Source organism: Catenuloplanes niger, from assembly GCF_031458255.1.
Taxonomy (GTDB): domain Bacteria; phylum Actinomycetota; class Actinomycetes; order Mycobacteriales; family Micromonosporaceae; genus Catenuloplanes; species Catenuloplanes niger.
Map to the genome: position 1 here is coordinate 2,610,705 of NZ_JAVDYC010000001.1, position 15,420 is coordinate 2,626,124.

Sequence of the window (15,420 nt, forward strand, 5' to 3'; positions counted from 1 at the left end):
GATCACGACCACTGGTCCTCGACGGCCTTCTCGGACTGGAGCGTCGCGATCCACGCGGACTCCTCCGGGATGACCGTGTGCTGCCGCCGCGCCTTCCGCGCCGCCAGCCGGTCCGCCGCGGTGGGCCGGTGGTTCTTCTCCTCCAGGCGGATGTCGGTGCCGCGCGGGCCGGCCAGGTACTCCCCGGCGTCCGGATGCCACTCGAACTCCCAGGTGCTGATGCGCACCACGTCGCCCGGCTCGGCACCGGCCTTGGCCAGCGCGTCCTCCACTCCGAGCCGGTCGAGCCGGTCCGCGAGGTAGCCGACCGCCTCGTCGTTGTCGAAGTTCGTCTGCCGCACCCAGCGCTCCGGCCGGGGGCCGCGCAGCACCCAGTGCGCCGGCTCGTCGTTCTCCGGGTCGGCCTCGTGCTCGCGGGTGACCGTGAAGCCGCTGTCGTCCACCGCGACCGGCCGGATCACGATCCGGGACGGCTCGGCCGGCGCGACCGCGAGCCGGTTCTCGTCGACGAGCTTCGACAGCGCGAAGGTCAGCTCCCGCAGGCCCTCGCGAGTGGCGGTGCTCACCTCGAACACGGTGTAGCCGCGCGCCTCCAGATCCGGCCGGACGATCTCCGCGAGGTCCCGCGCGTCCGGAATGTCAATCTTGTTGAGCACCACCACGCGCGGCCGGTCCTCCAGGCCGCCGTACGCCGCGAGCTCCGCCTCCAGCGTCTCGATGTCGCTGAGCGGGTCGCGCTCGGTCTCCAGCGCGGCGCAGTCGATCACGTGCGCGAGCACGGCGCAGCGCTCGATGTGCCGGAGGAACTCCAGGCCGAGGCCCTTGCCGGTGGCCGCGCCCGGGATCAGGCCCGGCACGTCCGCCATGGTGAACGTCTTCTCGCCCGCCTGCACCACGCCCAGGTTCGGCACCAGCGTGGTGAACGGGTAGTCCGCGATCTTCGGCTTGGCCGCGGAGACCACCGAGATCAGCGAGGACTTACCGGCCGAGGGGAATCCCACCAGGCCCACGTCCGCGACGCTCTTCAGCTCCAGCACCACGTCGAGCACGTCGCCCGGCTCGCCCAGCTCGGCGAAGCCCGGCACCTTGCGCCGCGAGTTGGCCAGCGACGCGTTGCCGCGCCCGCCCCGACCGCCGCGCGCCGCGTCGAAGCTCGCGTCCGCGCCGATCAGGTCGGCCAGCACCTCGCCCTCGGGCGTCAGCACGACCGTGCCGTCCGGGACCTTCAGCACCAGGTCGCGACCCTTGGCGCCGTCCCGGTTGCCGCCGGCCCCACCCGCGCCGTTCTGCGCCTTGATGTGCGGCCGGAAGTGGAAGTCCAGCAGCGTGTGCACCTGCGGGTCGACGACCAGCTTCACGCTGCCGCCGTGCCCGCCGTCGCCGCCGTCCGGGCCGCCGAGCGGCTTGAACTTCTCCCGGAGGACCGACACGCAGCCGTGGCCGCCGTTCCCCGCCTGCAGGTGCAGCACCACGCGGTCGACAAACGTTGCCACTTCCAGCCCCTTAAAAGATCAAACCCATCCGGGGGTACGCCGAGAGGCGCGCCCGGGTAACTCAAGAGTGCACGACGCCGGTTCATTCCGGTTCGTACGCATATCTTGTGCTAGCAAAAACACAAAGCGGGCCGGGGCACACAGCCCCAGCCCGCTTCGAAAGACCGAGGATCAGGCCTCGACCGGCACGATGCTGACCGTCTTGCGGCCACGCGAGTTGCCGAACTGGACCGACCCGTGGGCCAGCGCGAACAGCGTGTCGTCGCCGCCACGGCCAACCAGGTCACCCGGGTGGAACTTGGTGCCGCGCTGGCGGACCAGGATCTCGCCGGCCTTCACGACCTGACCACCGAAGCGCTTGACACCCAGCCGCTGAGCTGCGGAATCGCGACCGTTGCGCGAGCTGGAAGCACCCTTTTTGTGAGCCATGAGCTAGCCGCCCCTACTTCTTGCCGCTGTCGATGCCGGTCACCTTGATCTTCGTCAGCGGCTGACGGTGCCCCTGACGCTTGTGGTAGCCGGTCTTGTTCTTGAACTTGTGGATCCGGATCTTCGGGCCCTTGGTGTGCTCGGCGATCTCGCCGGACACCGAAACCTTGGCAAGCTGCGCCGCGTCGGTCACCAGGTCATCGCCGTCAACGAGGAGCAGCGCCGCGAGCTTCACCGCGTCGCCGGGCTCACCCACGAGCTTCTCGACCTCGATCACGTCGCCCTCGGCGACCTTGTACTGCTTGCCGCCGGTCTTGACGATCGCGTACATGAGACGCGGACTCCCTGTCGTTGACAAGCGGCGCGCAAAGTCACAACGCAACCGCTGGCGGATGGTTCGGTGCTCGCGCCGAGCCTGTCCACGAGTCGAACTCCAGACCGCGAGTTGAACTCCAGATGGCGCACGCGAACGCGGCGCACGAAGGTGCGCCAAAGGCAAGAGTACGCCATGACCCCCTGACCTCCCAACTCGGGTGCGTCAGCCGCCGCAGAGCTCGTCGAGCATGGCCTGCAGCTGCTCCACCTGGCCGCCGCCGATCGCGTTCAGGTCCGCGGTCATCGTGCTCACCTGAGCCGCCATGTTGGTCAGCACCGCCTTCAGCCGGGCGTCCGTGGCCGCGCCCGCCTGCGTGCGCAGCGACGTCTCCCAGCCGTCCAGCGCCTTCTCCGCCGCGGTCTGCGCCGCGCGGCCCTCCGCGGTCTCCGGGCCGGCCTGGGCGAGCTTGGAGAGCTGCCCGACGTACTCCATCACGGCGGTCGAGCTGTCCTTCGTCACCGTGTCGCAGACCTGCTGCGCGTTGCCGCCGGCCGGGCCGGTGCCCTGCGGGATCGGCACGGTGCCGGAGGCCGCACCGGTCGCGGGCGCCGAGGCGGCCGGGCCGGTGGCGGTGGTGGCGGGACCGGACGCGGCACCGGGCACGGACGCGGCCGCGGACGGCGGGGCGCCCGCCGGCTCCTCCTCGTCGGACGAGCACGCGGTGGTGCACAGCAACGCGGCGGCCAGCGCGAACGCCGCGGCGGCGGAACGGGAGATGGACCGGGGGCGGGTCATGGGGTGCTCCTGGGTTGGGGCCGTCGACCGCCGTCGACCCTAACTCGAACCCACGCTCCCCGCTCGGGTCACACCCGCACGAACGGAGGCGTCCCCCGGGCCGCCGGAACGGCACGGGGGACGCCTCGATCACGCAAAGGGCAGCTCAGGGACGGGTACGCCGGCGGGTGCCCCGCCGGGGCCGCCGACGGCCGCCGGGGCCGCCCTCGGCGTCATCGTCGTCGCCGAGCGCGTCCGGATCCTCCGCACCGGCGAGCCGGGCCGACTCGCCGTCGTCGGCCTCGTCGTCCTCGTCGTAGCCGGAGCTCTCGTACCGCGAGAGGTCGTAGCCCATGGTGTCGTCGTAGCTGGCGGCCTCGTACGCCGACAGCGACGGCGCGGGGGCCGCCTGCTGAAGGATCCCGGTGATCCCGCCGGACACGACGGGGGCCGGCGAGACCGGCTCCGGCGAGGGCGCGACCGGCTCCGCGGAGGGCGCCACCGGCTCCGGCACGATCGACTCCGGCGCGATCGGCTCCGGCTCCGGCGCGATCTCGAGCTCCGGCCGGGTCTCCGGCTCGGCCAGCACGGCCTGCGCGGTCGCGGACTCGGCCACCACCAGCTCGGCCGCCTTCCGGCCCCGGCGACGGCCCTCGGAACGGCCCTCCGACCGGCTCTCCGACCGCTCGGACCGCTCGGACCGCTCCGACCGTTCGGACCGCGCGGACTCCTGCCGGGGCGGCGCGGCGGCCGAGGCCACCGCCTTCACCCGGTCGCCCGCGCCGTGGCCGTGACCGTTGTTGCCGTTCTTCCTGTCGCTGACCGGCTCGGTGTGGATGACCAGGCCGCGGCCCTTGCAGTGGTCACAGGTCTCGCTGAACGCCTCCAGCAGGCCCGCACCGATCCGCTTGCGCGTCATCTGCACCAGGCCGAGCGAGGTGATCTCGGTGACCTGGTGCTTGGTCCGGTCCCGGCCCAGGCACTCGGTCAGCCGGCGCAGCACCAGCTCGCGGTTGCTCTCCAGCACCATGTCGATGAAGTCGATGACCACGATGCCACCGAGGTCGCGCAGCCGCAGCTGGCGCACGATCTCCTCGGCCGCCTCCAGGTTGTTCCGGGTGACGGTCTCCTCGAGGTTGCCGCCCGCGCCGGTGTACTTGCCGGTGTTGACGTCGACCACGGTCATCGCCTCGGTCCGGTCGATCACCAGGTGACCGCCGGACGGGAGGAAGACCTTGCGGTCCAGGCCCTTGAGGATCTGCTCGTCGATCCGCTTCTCGCTGAAGATGTCGCCGACGCCGGTGTAGCGGTGCAGCCGGTCGACCAGGTCCGGCGAGACGTGGGTGAGGTAGTCCTCCACCATGTCGTAGGCGTCCTCGCCCTGCACCAGGACCTCGCGGAAGTCCTCGTTGAACAGGTCGCGGACCACCCGGACCAGCAGGTCGGGCTCCTCGTAGAGCGCGACCGGCGCGCCACCCTCGGCGGCCCGCGCCTGGATGTCCTCCCACTGCGCCTGCAGCCGCTTGACGTCGCGGGCCAGCTCGTCCTCGCTGGCGCCCTCGGCCGCGGTCCGCACGATCACGCCCGCACCGTCCGGCACCAGCTTCTTCAGCACGTCACGGAGCCGCTTGCGCTCGTTGTCCGGCAGCTTGCGGCTGATCCCGGACGCATTGCCGTGCGGCACGTAGACCAGGTGCCGGCCGGAGAGCGCGATGTGGCTGGTCAGCCGCGCGCCCTTGTGCCCGATCGGGTCCTTGGTCACCTGCACCAGCACCGAGTCGCCGGAGCGCAGCGCCTGCTCGATCGAGCGGGCGCGCCCCTCCAGGCCGGTCGCGTCCCAGTTGACCTCGCCGGCGTAGAGCACGGCGTTGCGGCCGCGCCCGATGTCGACGAACGCCGCCTCCATGCTGGGCAGCACGTTCTGCACCTTGCCGAGGTACACGTTGCCGGCCATGGTCCCGGAGGAGCCGCGGCTGACGTAGTGCTCGACCAGGATGCCGTCCTCCAGCACCGCGATCTGCGTACGGTCGCTGGTCTGCCGGACCACCATCGTCCGGTCGACGGCCTCGCGGCGGGCCAGGAACTCCGACTCCGACAGGATCGGCGGCCGGGTCCGGCGCTGCTCACGGCCGTCGCGGCGACGCTGGCGCTTCGCCTCGAGCCGGGTCGAGCCGGAGACGCCCTGCACCTCGTCGGCGACGGCGCGCGGCTCGCGGATGCGCACGACCGTGTGGACGCCGGCCTCCTCGGCCTCGTCCGTGTCACCGGAGCCCTTGCGACGGCGCCGGCGGCGACGGCGGGTCATCGGCTCGCCGCCGTCCTCCTCCTCGTCGTCCTCGGACTCGGCGACGGGCGCGTCGGCCTCGCCCTCCGGCTGGTCCTCGTCGCCGACCTCGTCGTCCGAGGTGCCCCGGCCACGACCACGGCCACGGCGGCCACGGCGGCGGCGCCGGCGACCGGCGGCCTCGTCGTCGTCCGACTCCGCGTCCAGCTCGTCCTCGACGTCGTCCGCGGTCTCGTCCGGCTCCTCCAGGGCACCGTCGATGCCCCGGCCGCGGACGTCGGCGATCTCGTCCTCGTCCGGCTCCACCACGTCGGCGACCGCGCCACGGCGGCGGCGCCGGCGACGGCCGGTCTCGATCGGCTCCGGCTCGTCGTCCGCCATGGCCGGCTCCGGCACGGTCACGGCCTCGGCCGGCGCGACCAGCGCGGCGGCCGGCGGCTCGGCCCGGCGGGTGACCGGCACGACCGGCTCCGGCTCGGGCGCCATGAACAGCACCGGCGGCGGCATCGCGGCGCGGCGGCGCCGGGTGCGCGGCTCCTCCTCGGCCGGCTCCACAGGCGCGGCGACCGGGGTGGCGGCGCCGGACTCGTCCTCGATCTCGTCGTCCAGCGGGACCACCACGATCGGCAGCTGCTCCTGCGGCGCGCTCTCGGCGGCCGGGGCCGCGGCCTTGCGGGTCCGGGTGCGCGTGCGGGTCGCCTTGACCGGCGCGGCCGGGGCCTCGTCCGCCTCCAGCGCGATCGGCACCGGGCTGATCTCCGGGTTCACGCCGGCCTGCGTCTCGGGGTGCGACTCCGCACCGACCGCGTCCGCGGGCGTCCCGGCGTCGGCCGGCGACTCCGCGGCCGGCTCGGCGGCGAGCGCCGGGGCAGCGGCCTTGCGGGTCCGGGTGCGGCGCGCGGGTGCGGCGGGCGCGTCCTCGCCGGTCTCGCCCTCAGCGACGGGCGCGGCGGCCTTGCGGGTCCGGGTGCGCGTGCGGGCCGCCTTGACCGGCACGGCCGGGGCCTCCGCCGCCGCCGCGGTGTCGGCCGGGTTCGCCGCGCCGGCCGGGTCCGCGGTGTCAGCCGCGTGCGTGGCGTCGGCGGCATTCGTCGGGGATGCGGTCTCGGCCGCGTCAGCACCACGCGCTCCGGCGGCACCGGCGGCGACGGCACCGACACCGGCGGCAACGACCGCGACGGTCTCGGGCGCGATCACACCCGGCTCGGACACGGCGGCACCGGCACCGGCAGCGTCCCCGGCCACCGAGTCATCCGCGGCGCTCACGGCGACGTCATCGCGAGCAGTGACGTCATCCTGAGCGGCGGCATCGGTCTGAGCGGCGGCATCCGCGTCCGCGCTCACGCCGGACCCGCCCACCGCGTTCACACCGAGCTCCCCGGTGGCGTCGAGCTCCACGGCAGCACCGGGCTCGGCAGTGGCACCGGGCTCAGCGGCCGCACCGGCAGACTCGCCCGCGCCCGAATCGGCCACGGACGACGAGGCCACGGACGACGAGGCCACCGACGGTGACGCCGCCGGCACGTCGGCCGCGGCACTCGCCACCGCCGCGTCCGCCGCCGCGGGCTCCGGGTGCACGGCGGGCTCGCCGCCGGCGACGGGAGCCGCCTCGATCGGCGCCGGGCCGGCGTCGACCGGCACGCCCTCGCCCACCGCTCCGGCCTCGTCGAACTCCTCGTCCGGCCCGGCCGCGAGCGACTCGACCGGCACGGACTCCTCGACCGCGGGTGCGATCTCGTCGTCGGCCGGCACGTCACCGAGCGCCACGCCGTCACCGGCCGCCGGGCCGGTCGCGGCGTCGACGTCCGCGACGGCCTGGATCGGCGTGGTTTCGCCGAGCACCTCGGCGGCGGTGCCGGCCGGGGCGGGGGTGTCCACCGGAACCGGTCGCTCCGGCTCCTGGATGCCCGAATTGTCCGCAGATGCCGAAGCATCGGAGGTAGTGCTGTCGACGGTGTCCTCGGCCGGCGTGGAACCGGTCCGCTCACCGCCCTCTGGCTCGTGCTCGAGCATGGGCGTTCTCCAGTTCTGGCGGCCCCGGGCGCGGGTGAGCGCTGCCACGCAGGGTCGCCGCAAAGGTGTTCCGGTGACGCGCCGCGCGGCCGTCCCGCCGCCGTCAGTGATGGCTGGGAAGACCGAGAAGCGCGAAATACCGAAGTCTGCCGACGAGTGCTGGCCGGAAAGCCCGGTCAGCTCCCACCGATGGTTGCCCCGTCGCGGTCCGCTGCCAGCGGGTCGACGATCTCCCCCTGCGCGGTCAGCGTGCCCTGCGCCAGCCGTGTCGCCCTCGGCGGCACCGGCGGCTCCAGGTCGGCCACCACGCGGAGGCCGGACAGGACGTCATCGGGTCGCACGGACGGGGTGACCTGCCGCACGACAAGGTCCAGTATCGCACACGGTGCAGCCTCGACCCCGGAAGGTGCGTCCCCCTCCGATTTGACCTCGATGCGGGTGACCGGCGTACGTGCGTCGAGCTGGCGCCTCCCCTGTTTGGTGAGGCGTTCGACACTCACGTCCGGCGCGTCGCGGAACGCCGTGACCGCCCGGTCGAGCACCTCCGGGGTGATCCCGGGCAGCTCGATCCGCCAGTGCGAGGCGTCGATCCGGTCGGCGAGGCTGCCGGGGCCGGCCTCGACCGCCTCCAGCACGTCCAGGCCGGGTGAGAGCGCGGCGTCCAGCGCGGCGCGGACCGTCTCCGGGTCGGTACGGGTCTGCAGGCCGATCTCCAGGTACTCCGCTTCGCTGGCCACACCGGTCGGCGCCGCGGACGCGTACGAAATCTTGGGGTGGGGGGTGAACCCCTGGGAGAACGCGATGGGGATGCCCGCGCGGCGCAGAGCCCGCTCGAACGCGCGCGCGAAGTCCCGGTGCGAGGTGAACCGGAGCGGGCCGCGCTTGGCATAGCGGAGACGAATCCGCTGCACAACGGGCGCCTGGCCCCCCTCTGGCTGTGGCTTCGGAGGAATCGTGGTGCTCCTTTGTCCTCTGGTGGGTCCCGCCCATCTTCCCGTACCCGTCCCGCCGATGCGACTCGCCGTCGCCATCCGCCTACGCAGGCCGTTACACCGGACATGAAGGCTCTGATGCTGGCCGGTGGGCGGGGTACCCGGCTGCGGCCGCTCACACACACCTCCGCGAAGCAGTTGTTCCCGGTCGCGAACAAGCCGGTGATCTTCTACGGGCTGGAGGCGATGCGCGAGGCGGGCATCACCGAGGTCGGGGTGATCACCGGGGAGACGGGCGCGGAGGTTCGGGCCGCGCTGGGCGACGGATCCCGGTTCGGGCTGCGGATCACCTATATCCCCCAGGACGCGCCGCGCGGGCTGGCCCACTGCGTGCTGATCGCGCGGGACTTCCTCGGCGACGACGACTTCGTCATGTACCTCGGCGACAACTTCCTGCTGGGCGGCGTCCAGGAGCTGGTCTCGTCGTTCCGGGCCGGCGACTACGAGGCGCAGATCCTGCTCGCGGCCGTGGACGACCCGCGCTCGTACGGCGTGGCCACGCTCGGCCGCAGCGGTGAGATCGTCGGGCTGACCGAGAAGCCGGCCGAGCCGGAGAGCGACCTGGCGATCGTCGGCGTCTACCTGTTCAGCCCCGCGATCCACCGGGCGGTGCGCGAGATCGGCCCGTCCGCGCGCGGCGAGCTGGAGATCACCGACGCGGTGCAGTGGCTGATCGCGCACGGCCACCGGGTGCACTCGCACCTGGTCAGCGGCTACTGGAAGGACACCGGGCGGGCACGGGACATCCTGGAGTGCAACCGGATGGTGCTGGAGTCGGCGGAGCCGCGGCTGGACGGCACGGTCGACGGCCGGACCGAGATCATCGGGCGTGTGGTGCTGGAGGCCGGCGCGGTGGTCGAGGACTCGGTGCTGCGCGGGCCCATCGTGATCGGCACCGGCACCAAGATCGTCCGCTCGTACGTGGGCCCGTTCACCTCGATCGCGGACAACTGCATGCTGGAGGACGCGGAGATCGAGTACTCGATCGTCTTCGACAACGCGTCGATCCGCGGCGTCTCCCGGATCGGTGAATCGATCATCGGCCGGGACGCCCGGGTGCTGCCCGCGCCGCGCACGCCCGCGGCCCACCAGCTGATCGTCGGCGACCACAGCACCGTCCGGCTGCGGGCCTGATGCGCGGCGCCGACATCCGGGACACCACCGCGGTCGAGGACCGCCACTGGTGGTACCGCGAACGCCGCGCGCTGCTGGCCCGGGAACTGCGGCGGCTGCCGGCCGGCCCCGGCCGCCGAGCCATCGAGATCGGCGCGGCCGGCGGCGGGAACTGCCTGGTCATGCGCGACTTCGGCTATCAGGTGCTGGCCACCGAGTTCCTGCCGGAGGGCGTCGAGATCGCGCGCGCCCGCGGTCTCGACGCGATCCAGGCGGACGCGCGCGACCTGCCGGTCGATTCGGCGAGCCGGGACCTGCTCGTCGCGTTCGACGTGCTGGAACACATCGAGGAGGACGACCGCGCGGCCGCCGAGATCCATCGCGTGCTGCGCCCCGGCGGGACCGCGCTCATCGCCGTACCGGCCGATATGCGTTTGTGGTCGGTCTTCGATGAACTCAGCGGGCACGTCCGGCGCTACCACCGGGCCGGCCTGACCGCGCTGATCACCGGCGCGGGTCTGCGCGTCGACGCGCTCCGGAGCTGGAACGTGCTGCTCCGCCCGGCCGTCGCGCTCCGCCGCACCGCGAGCGTCCGGCCGTCGTCCGAGGCGGCGCTGCGACACGACGTGACGGCCGTCCATCCGGTGCTCAACGCGCTGCTCGGCGGCATCGTCCGGCTCGAACGCGGCCTCCCGGTCGGCCGTCTCCCCGGCGTCTCGCTCGTCCTCCGCGCGCACAAACCCTGACCGAAGACGATTTTCCCGCTTCCGGCGTGGCCGCTTCCCGCATGCTCCCGCGGGCACCGGTCGTCGCCGGCGCTCCTCCCTGCACGCCGCGCGTCGCACGGGCGACACCCCCGGCGCTCCCGGGCCGGGCGGGAGCGCCGGTGACGGCCGGTCAGTCGGCCGAGGTGACGCGGTAGTTGGCGGCGGACGGGGGCAGCTCGTAGACGTCGCAGGCACCGGCCGTGAAGCGGTGGATCGCGAAGCGAGCGAGTTCCGGCGGTGGCGTGCTGGTGCGCCGGTCGACGAGCAGCCAGCGCACGTCGTGGTCGGCCGCGAGCCGGCCGACGCTCACCGCGGACGGCATCTGGAACGCGGCGTCGTTCAGGTTCAGCAGCGTCCGGTCCCAGAACTCGACCCGGTTGACGACCGTGCCGGTGCGGGCCGCCTCGGAGTGCGCGGTCACGGTGTATCCCCAGCCGGCGACCAGGACCCGGCGTTCCGTGTAGGCCGACACCCAGAAGTTGCGGTTGTCGCACACCCACTGGCGCAGCGTGCGGCAGTGCGCGTTCGTCGCGACCAGGTCACCGGGCGCGGAGTGGTCGCGCAGCCAGCGGCCGGCCTCCACCGCGCCCTCCGGGATCGCGGGCCGCACCTCGGCCGGCTCCGCGTCCATCGGGACGTCCCGCCAGCCGTCCCGGACCGCCGCCATGATCGGGGAGGCGTATCCGGCCACCGCGCCCGGCGCGACCATGCCGAGCATCGCCAGCCACACCGCGAACCAGGCCCGCCGCGCCGGACGCACCCGGCGGCGCAACCGGGCGACGCCCCAGACCAGCAGCCAGACCGCGAGCCCGGCACCGGCCAGCACGGCCAGCGGCGCCAGCACCGACCCGAAACCCTGGTTGTTCCGCGGCTCGCCGATCAGGTCGTGCCCGGCCCAGACCGCGCACGCCCCGGCCGCCAGCGAGAACAGGCCCAGGAACCAGCCCCCGACGGTACGGCGTTGCGCGGTCGCCACGGCCAGCCCGGCCACCGCGAGCGCACCGAGGTACGGCCGCGCCGAGTTCACGAAGTAGAGCTGGCTGGCCCCCGGATGCTCGAACGTCAGCGCGGCGCCGAACCCGGCCGCGACGATGCCCAGGCAGATGAGCACGCCCGGGTCGACCAGCCGGCGCGGGCGCAGCAGCATCGCCCAGGCGCCGCCGACCATGCTCATCCAGAGCAGCAGCACCAGTGTGGCCAGCGCGAACGCGGGCCACCAGCCCAACTCCGCGACGCGCTCCAGGCCGAGCTGCGCCAGCCCCTCACCCACCACGCCGGGCGTGGTCGCGGCCGCGCCCTCGACCACGACGCCACCGGTCGCGGCCGTGACCCCGACCGGCGCGAGCGCGGCCGGGTCCACGTTCTGACCACCGAACGGCACGCCGTCCATCGCGGAGTACCGGATCGGCGCCGGCGGCCCGCCCTCGGCGCCGGGCGGGAACGTGGCGGTGCCGGCGACCTGCCCGAGCGTGGAGTTCAGCGCGGTGGACAGCGGCTTGACGCTGAGCCCGCCGGCCGAGTCGGAGAAGAGGACGAGCTGCGCGAAGAGCAGCGTGACCGCGGTCAGGCCGGTCGCCGCGAGCGCGGCCCAGGGCGGCCGGAACTCACCGATCCAGCGCACCGTCACGGCCAGCACCAGGCCGGCCAGCAACAGCGGCTGGTAGGTCGCCTTCGCACCGGTGATCACCACGAGCAGCAGGATCAGCATCACCCACCGGCCGGCGCCGCCGGTGTCCCGCAGCAGCTCGATCAGCAGCAGCACGGCCGCGATCGCCAGCATCGCGCCGAACGTCTGGGTCGGGCTGAGCCAGAGCGCGTCCAGGATCGAGCCCTGCGGCACCGACGCGAGCACCCCCCGGTACGGGTTGAACGGCGCACCGACCAGCGGCAGCAGCGCCGCGAGCGGGCCGGTCCACCACGGCACCGCGGTGCGGAACTCGGCGGCCAGCTTGGTGGCGAGCACCGCGGTGCCGATCACGAAGATCAGCGCCATCGGCAGCAGGCTCAGCCGCAGCAGCAGCACCTGGAGCTCGATGCCGGTCCCCCAGCTGGTCGCGGCCAGGTCCGCGTAGACGAACCAGTGGTAGTGCAGCGGTTCGCCGATCACGTACGGGATCTGCGGCGGCGCGTGGTTCTTCAGCTCACCGGCGAGCGCGAGGTGGAACGGCATGTCCACGTACGGCGAGCCGGACGACGGCCAGTCCAGCCCGTGCGACCGGAAGAACTTCGCGGCGGTCCAGCCGAGCACGAGCAGGCAGACGACCGCGACACCCCAGGCCCAGCGGCGCGGCACCGGCGCACCCGACCCGCGCCAGAACCGGCGCAGCGGCTTGACCAGCAGGAACGCGGCCAGGATCGCGAGCGGCAGCGCGGGGGCGAGCCGCGGCTGACCGGCCCAGCGCGCGGCCACGTACCCGATGATCTCCAGGGAGTAGCCGATCGCGGCGCCGCCTGCCACGTCCGACGGGAGCGCGCCGGGACCGCGGCGCAGCGCCCGCCAGACCAGCGTGCCGGGGAGCAGCACGGCCAGCAGCAGGTACCCGGCGAACGCGGCGATGTCCCGGGCGCTCACGCCGTACCAGTGCAGGACCATGATCGTGATGACGGCCGTGAGCCCGGCGGGCAGGAAACGGGCCACGAAACCGGCGCCACGGGCGAACCGGCCGGGCACCGTCGGCGGCGTGACCGGCCCGGCCGGCTCCGCGCGGGTGAGCGTGGCGGTCACCGGAACGACCAGCCACGATGCAGCTGATACGTGATCACCGGTGCGATCACGATGATCAGTGCCTGGGCCGGCAGCACCGGCAGGCCGGCCGACTCGACCAGCAGCGGCAACCCGGCCAGCGTGCAGGCCAGGCTGCCCAGCGAGACCAGGTAGAACCGGACCAGGCCGGCCACCCAGGAGCCGGTCCCGCCGAAGATCCGCCGGTAGATCGGGTAGGTGAGCACCGCGGTCGCCGCGTTCGCGAGCACGGCCAGCAGCAGATAACCGCTCTGGAAGATCAGCCAGCCGCCGGAGAAGAGCCCGTAGTAGACGCCCGCGCCCAATCCCCCGGCGAGAACGTAGTGAGCGCGTCGGTCGTTGAGCAAAGGGCGGAGCGATCGCCTCCGCCGGCCGGTCGCGTGCGCGGTGCAAGTCACGCGTGTTCAACGATCCACCGGGGAAGTCGGTGGCCAGGTGGGAAGGTGCGGATGCGGATCTCGGTCGTCGTGCCCTGCTACCGCTCGGCGGACACGCTCCCGGCCCTGGTGTCGCAGCTCGGCGACGTGCTGGACGGTCACGAGGTGGTGCTCGTGGTCGACGACGACGGCGGCATCGAGACGTGGGCGACCGCGGCCGCGCTGGCCGTGGCACGCCCGGAGGTGCGCGCGATCCGGCTGGCCCGCAACGTCGGACAGCACGCCGCGCTGCTGGCCGGCCTGCGCGCGGCCCGGCACGAGGTGATCGTGACCATGGACGACGACCTGCAGCACCCGCCGGCGGAGATCCCGGCCCTGCTGGCCGCGCTCACCGACGACGTCGACCTGGTCTACGCGCTGCCCGAGGCCGAGGAGCACGGCCTGCTGCGCAACACCGCGTCCCGCCTGGTCAAGGCCGGGCTGGCCGGCGCCATGGGGGTACGCAACGCGCGTCTGGTCGGCGCGTTCCGGGCGTTCCGCGCGTTCCTGGTGCGGGGCCTGGACGGCGTGCACGGCCCCGGTACCGCGATCGACGTGGGCCTGTCCTGGGGCACCACCCGGGTGACCGGCGTCCGGGTCCGGCTCGCGCCCCGCACGGCCGGCCGGTCCGGATACACGCTCGGCCGGCTGCTCCGGCACGCCGCGGACATGACGTTCGGCTACTCCACCGCGCCGCTGCGCCTGGTGACGTACGCCGGTTTCCTGGTCGGGCTGGGCGGCTTCGCCCTGGTCGCGCGGCTGATCTGGGCGTACGCGAGCGGCGAGACGCGGATCGCCGGCTTCACCACGATCGCGTCGATGGTCGCGTTCTCCTCGTCGGCCGTGATGATCGCGGTCGGCGTCCTCGGCGAGTACATCGGCCGCATCCACACCACCGGCAGCGGCCGGCCCGGTTACGTGATCCGTGAACAGGTGGAGGGCCCGGTCCATGCTTCGTCCCGCTGAACCGCACGACCTCGAGCCGGTACGCCGCTGGCGTAACCACCCCGAGGTCCGCGCCCAGTTCCTGTTCCGCGACGTGATCACCCCGGAGGGCCATCGTGCCTGGTGGTCCCGCGTCGCCGCGGACCCGACGCGGCGCGTGCTGATCTTCGAGCACGAGGGGGCACCGGCCGGGGCGGTCACGTTCCAGGACCACGACCCGGTCGCGGGCACCGCCGAATGGGGCTTCTTCCTCGACATCGACGGCCTGCGCCCCCGCAACGCGCTGTTCGGGGCCTGGATCGGCCTCGAACAGGCCGCCATCCGCTACGCCCTCGACGACCTGCGCCTCACCGTCCTCGGCGCCCGCACCCTCGCCACCAACAAACCGGTGCTCGCGCTCCACCGCCGCAACGGCTTCGTCGAGGTCCCGTCCCGGCACTACACCACCGACATCGACGGCACCCCCACCCCCGTCCTCTGGCTCGAACTGCGCTCCTGACCACCGCCGAAGAAACACCCGCTCGACCACCCACGGAGGCGGCCGACATCGCACGTCGGACCCGGCCTCCCAGGAAGCCGAAGGCGCTCCGCGCCCGATATTCCCTTTGCGCCTGGTTACCCCCGCAGAACAGCAGGTGCCCGGATATCGCACTTCGGTCCTGATCACTTGCGGAGCAATGGGCGCTCCTGCGCCTGGCCACCCGCGGAACAGAAGGCGCGCTCGATATTCCCTCTACGCCCTAGCCGGCGCGGAACGGAAGGCGCCCGTGCTCGATATTGCACTTCGACTCCGATCACCTGCGGAACAGGAGGCGGCGATCAGTGCCCGATCTTGCACTTCGGGCTGATGGCCTGTGGAGCAGAGGCGGATCCACGCCCGATATTTCGCTTTTCACACCCAGCCGACGCCACCCATGCGCCGCGAGGCCATGCACGCTCAACGAAACGATCATTGACCGATACGAAAGTGAGGCGAAATCGCCAAGATGACCTCACTTTCGTATCGGTCAATGATCGCTCAACCCTCCGGCGACTCCGCGCTGCAATACGCACAGAGGGGAGGAAGATCTCAAGGTGATGTGAAATTCATGCCTTTTCGGGCGCGCGCGACCCACAAGGCGACGAGGCCACCACG

Annotated in this window: 12 protein-coding genes; 4 read left to right on the forward strand and 8 right to left on the reverse strand. The window is 73.1% G+C overall.

Annotated features, from left to right (window positions below; all coding sequences use genetic code 11):
- Positions 1-2: 2 nt before the first annotated feature.
- The 6 genes from obgE to J2S44_RS11350 all read right to left on the reverse strand — a co-directional run bounded on the left by obgE (position 3) and on the right by J2S44_RS11350 (position 8,220).
- Positions 3-1,493, reverse strand: coding sequence for a GTPase ObgE (gene obgE / locus J2S44_RS11325; protein WP_310411763.1), 1,491 nt, complete (start codon positions 1,491-1,493; stop codon positions 3-5).
- Between the two features lie 171 nt (positions 1,494-1,664).
- On the reverse strand, positions 1,665-1,922 hold the full coding sequence (rpmA, locus tag J2S44_RS11330; RefSeq protein ID WP_310411765.1) for a 50S ribosomal protein L27: 258 nt from the start codon (positions 1,920-1,922) through the stop codon (positions 1,665-1,667).
- A 13-nt stretch (positions 1,923-1,935) separates the two neighbouring features.
- Positions 1,936-2,253: a 50S ribosomal protein L21 gene (rplU, locus tag J2S44_RS11335; RefSeq protein WP_310411767.1), complete on the reverse strand. Its 318-nt coding sequence runs from the start codon at positions 2,251-2,253 to the stop codon at positions 1,936-1,938.
- A 207-nt stretch (positions 2,254-2,460) separates the two neighbouring features.
- Complete coding sequence (locus tag J2S44_RS11340; RefSeq protein ID WP_310411770.1) at positions 2,461-3,033, reverse strand: hypothetical protein; 573 nt, start codon at positions 3,031-3,033, stop codon at positions 2,461-2,463.
- Positions 3,034-3,178: 145 nt separating this feature from the next.
- Positions 3,179-6,292: an Rne/Rng family ribonuclease gene (locus J2S44_RS11345; RefSeq protein ID WP_445343970.1), complete on the reverse strand. Its 3,114-nt coding sequence runs from the start codon at positions 6,290-6,292 to the stop codon at positions 3,179-3,181.
- Between the two features lie 1,193 nt (positions 6,293-7,485).
- Positions 7,486-8,220 carry a TIGR03936 family radical SAM-associated protein gene (locus J2S44_RS11350; protein WP_310411775.1) on the reverse strand — a complete coding sequence of 245 codons (735 nt, stop codon included), beginning with the start codon at positions 8,218-8,220 and terminating at the stop codon, positions 7,486-7,488.
- 147 nt (positions 8,221-8,367) lie between these two features.
- On the opposite strand from J2S44_RS11350, the gene J2S44_RS11355 reads away from it, so the two are divergent.
- Both J2S44_RS11355 and J2S44_RS11360 read left to right on the forward strand, forming a co-directional pair.
- Positions 8,368-9,435: a glucose-1-phosphate thymidylyltransferase gene (locus tag J2S44_RS11355; protein WP_310411778.1), complete on the forward strand. Its 1,068-nt coding sequence runs from the start codon at positions 8,368-8,370 to the stop codon at positions 9,433-9,435.
- Complete coding sequence (locus tag J2S44_RS11360) at positions 9,435-10,160, forward strand: class I SAM-dependent methyltransferase (protein ID WP_310411780.1); 726 nt, start codon at positions 9,435-9,437, stop codon at positions 10,158-10,160. The genes J2S44_RS11355 and J2S44_RS11360 overlap by 1 nt, the downstream gene beginning before the upstream one ends.
- Before the next feature lie 151 nt (positions 10,161-10,311).
- Here J2S44_RS11360 and J2S44_RS11365 read toward each other — a convergent pair whose 3' ends face one another.
- The gene (locus tag J2S44_RS11365; protein ID WP_310411783.1) at positions 10,312-12,906 is read right to left on the reverse strand and encodes a hypothetical protein; all 2,595 of its coding nucleotides are present in this window, start codon (positions 12,904-12,906) and stop codon (positions 10,312-10,314) included.
- Positions 12,903-13,322 carry a GtrA family protein gene (locus tag J2S44_RS11370; RefSeq protein WP_310411786.1) on the reverse strand — a complete coding sequence of 140 codons (420 nt, stop codon included), beginning with the start codon at positions 13,320-13,322 and terminating at the stop codon, positions 12,903-12,905. Before J2S44_RS11370 ends, J2S44_RS11365 begins: the two co-directional genes overlap by 4 nt.
- 51 nt (positions 13,323-13,373) lie before the next feature.
- Between J2S44_RS11370 and J2S44_RS11375 the strand changes: the two genes are divergently transcribed.
- Entirely contained in the window at positions 13,374-14,306 is a 933-nt protein-coding gene (locus J2S44_RS11375) for a glycosyltransferase (protein WP_310411789.1), read from the forward strand.
- On the forward strand, positions 14,290-14,784 hold the full coding sequence (locus J2S44_RS11380) for a GNAT family N-acetyltransferase (protein ID WP_310411792.1): 495 nt from the start codon (positions 14,290-14,292) through the stop codon (positions 14,782-14,784). The genes J2S44_RS11375 and J2S44_RS11380 overlap by 17 nt, the downstream gene beginning before the upstream one ends.
- Positions 14,785-15,420: the final 636 nt, after the last annotated feature.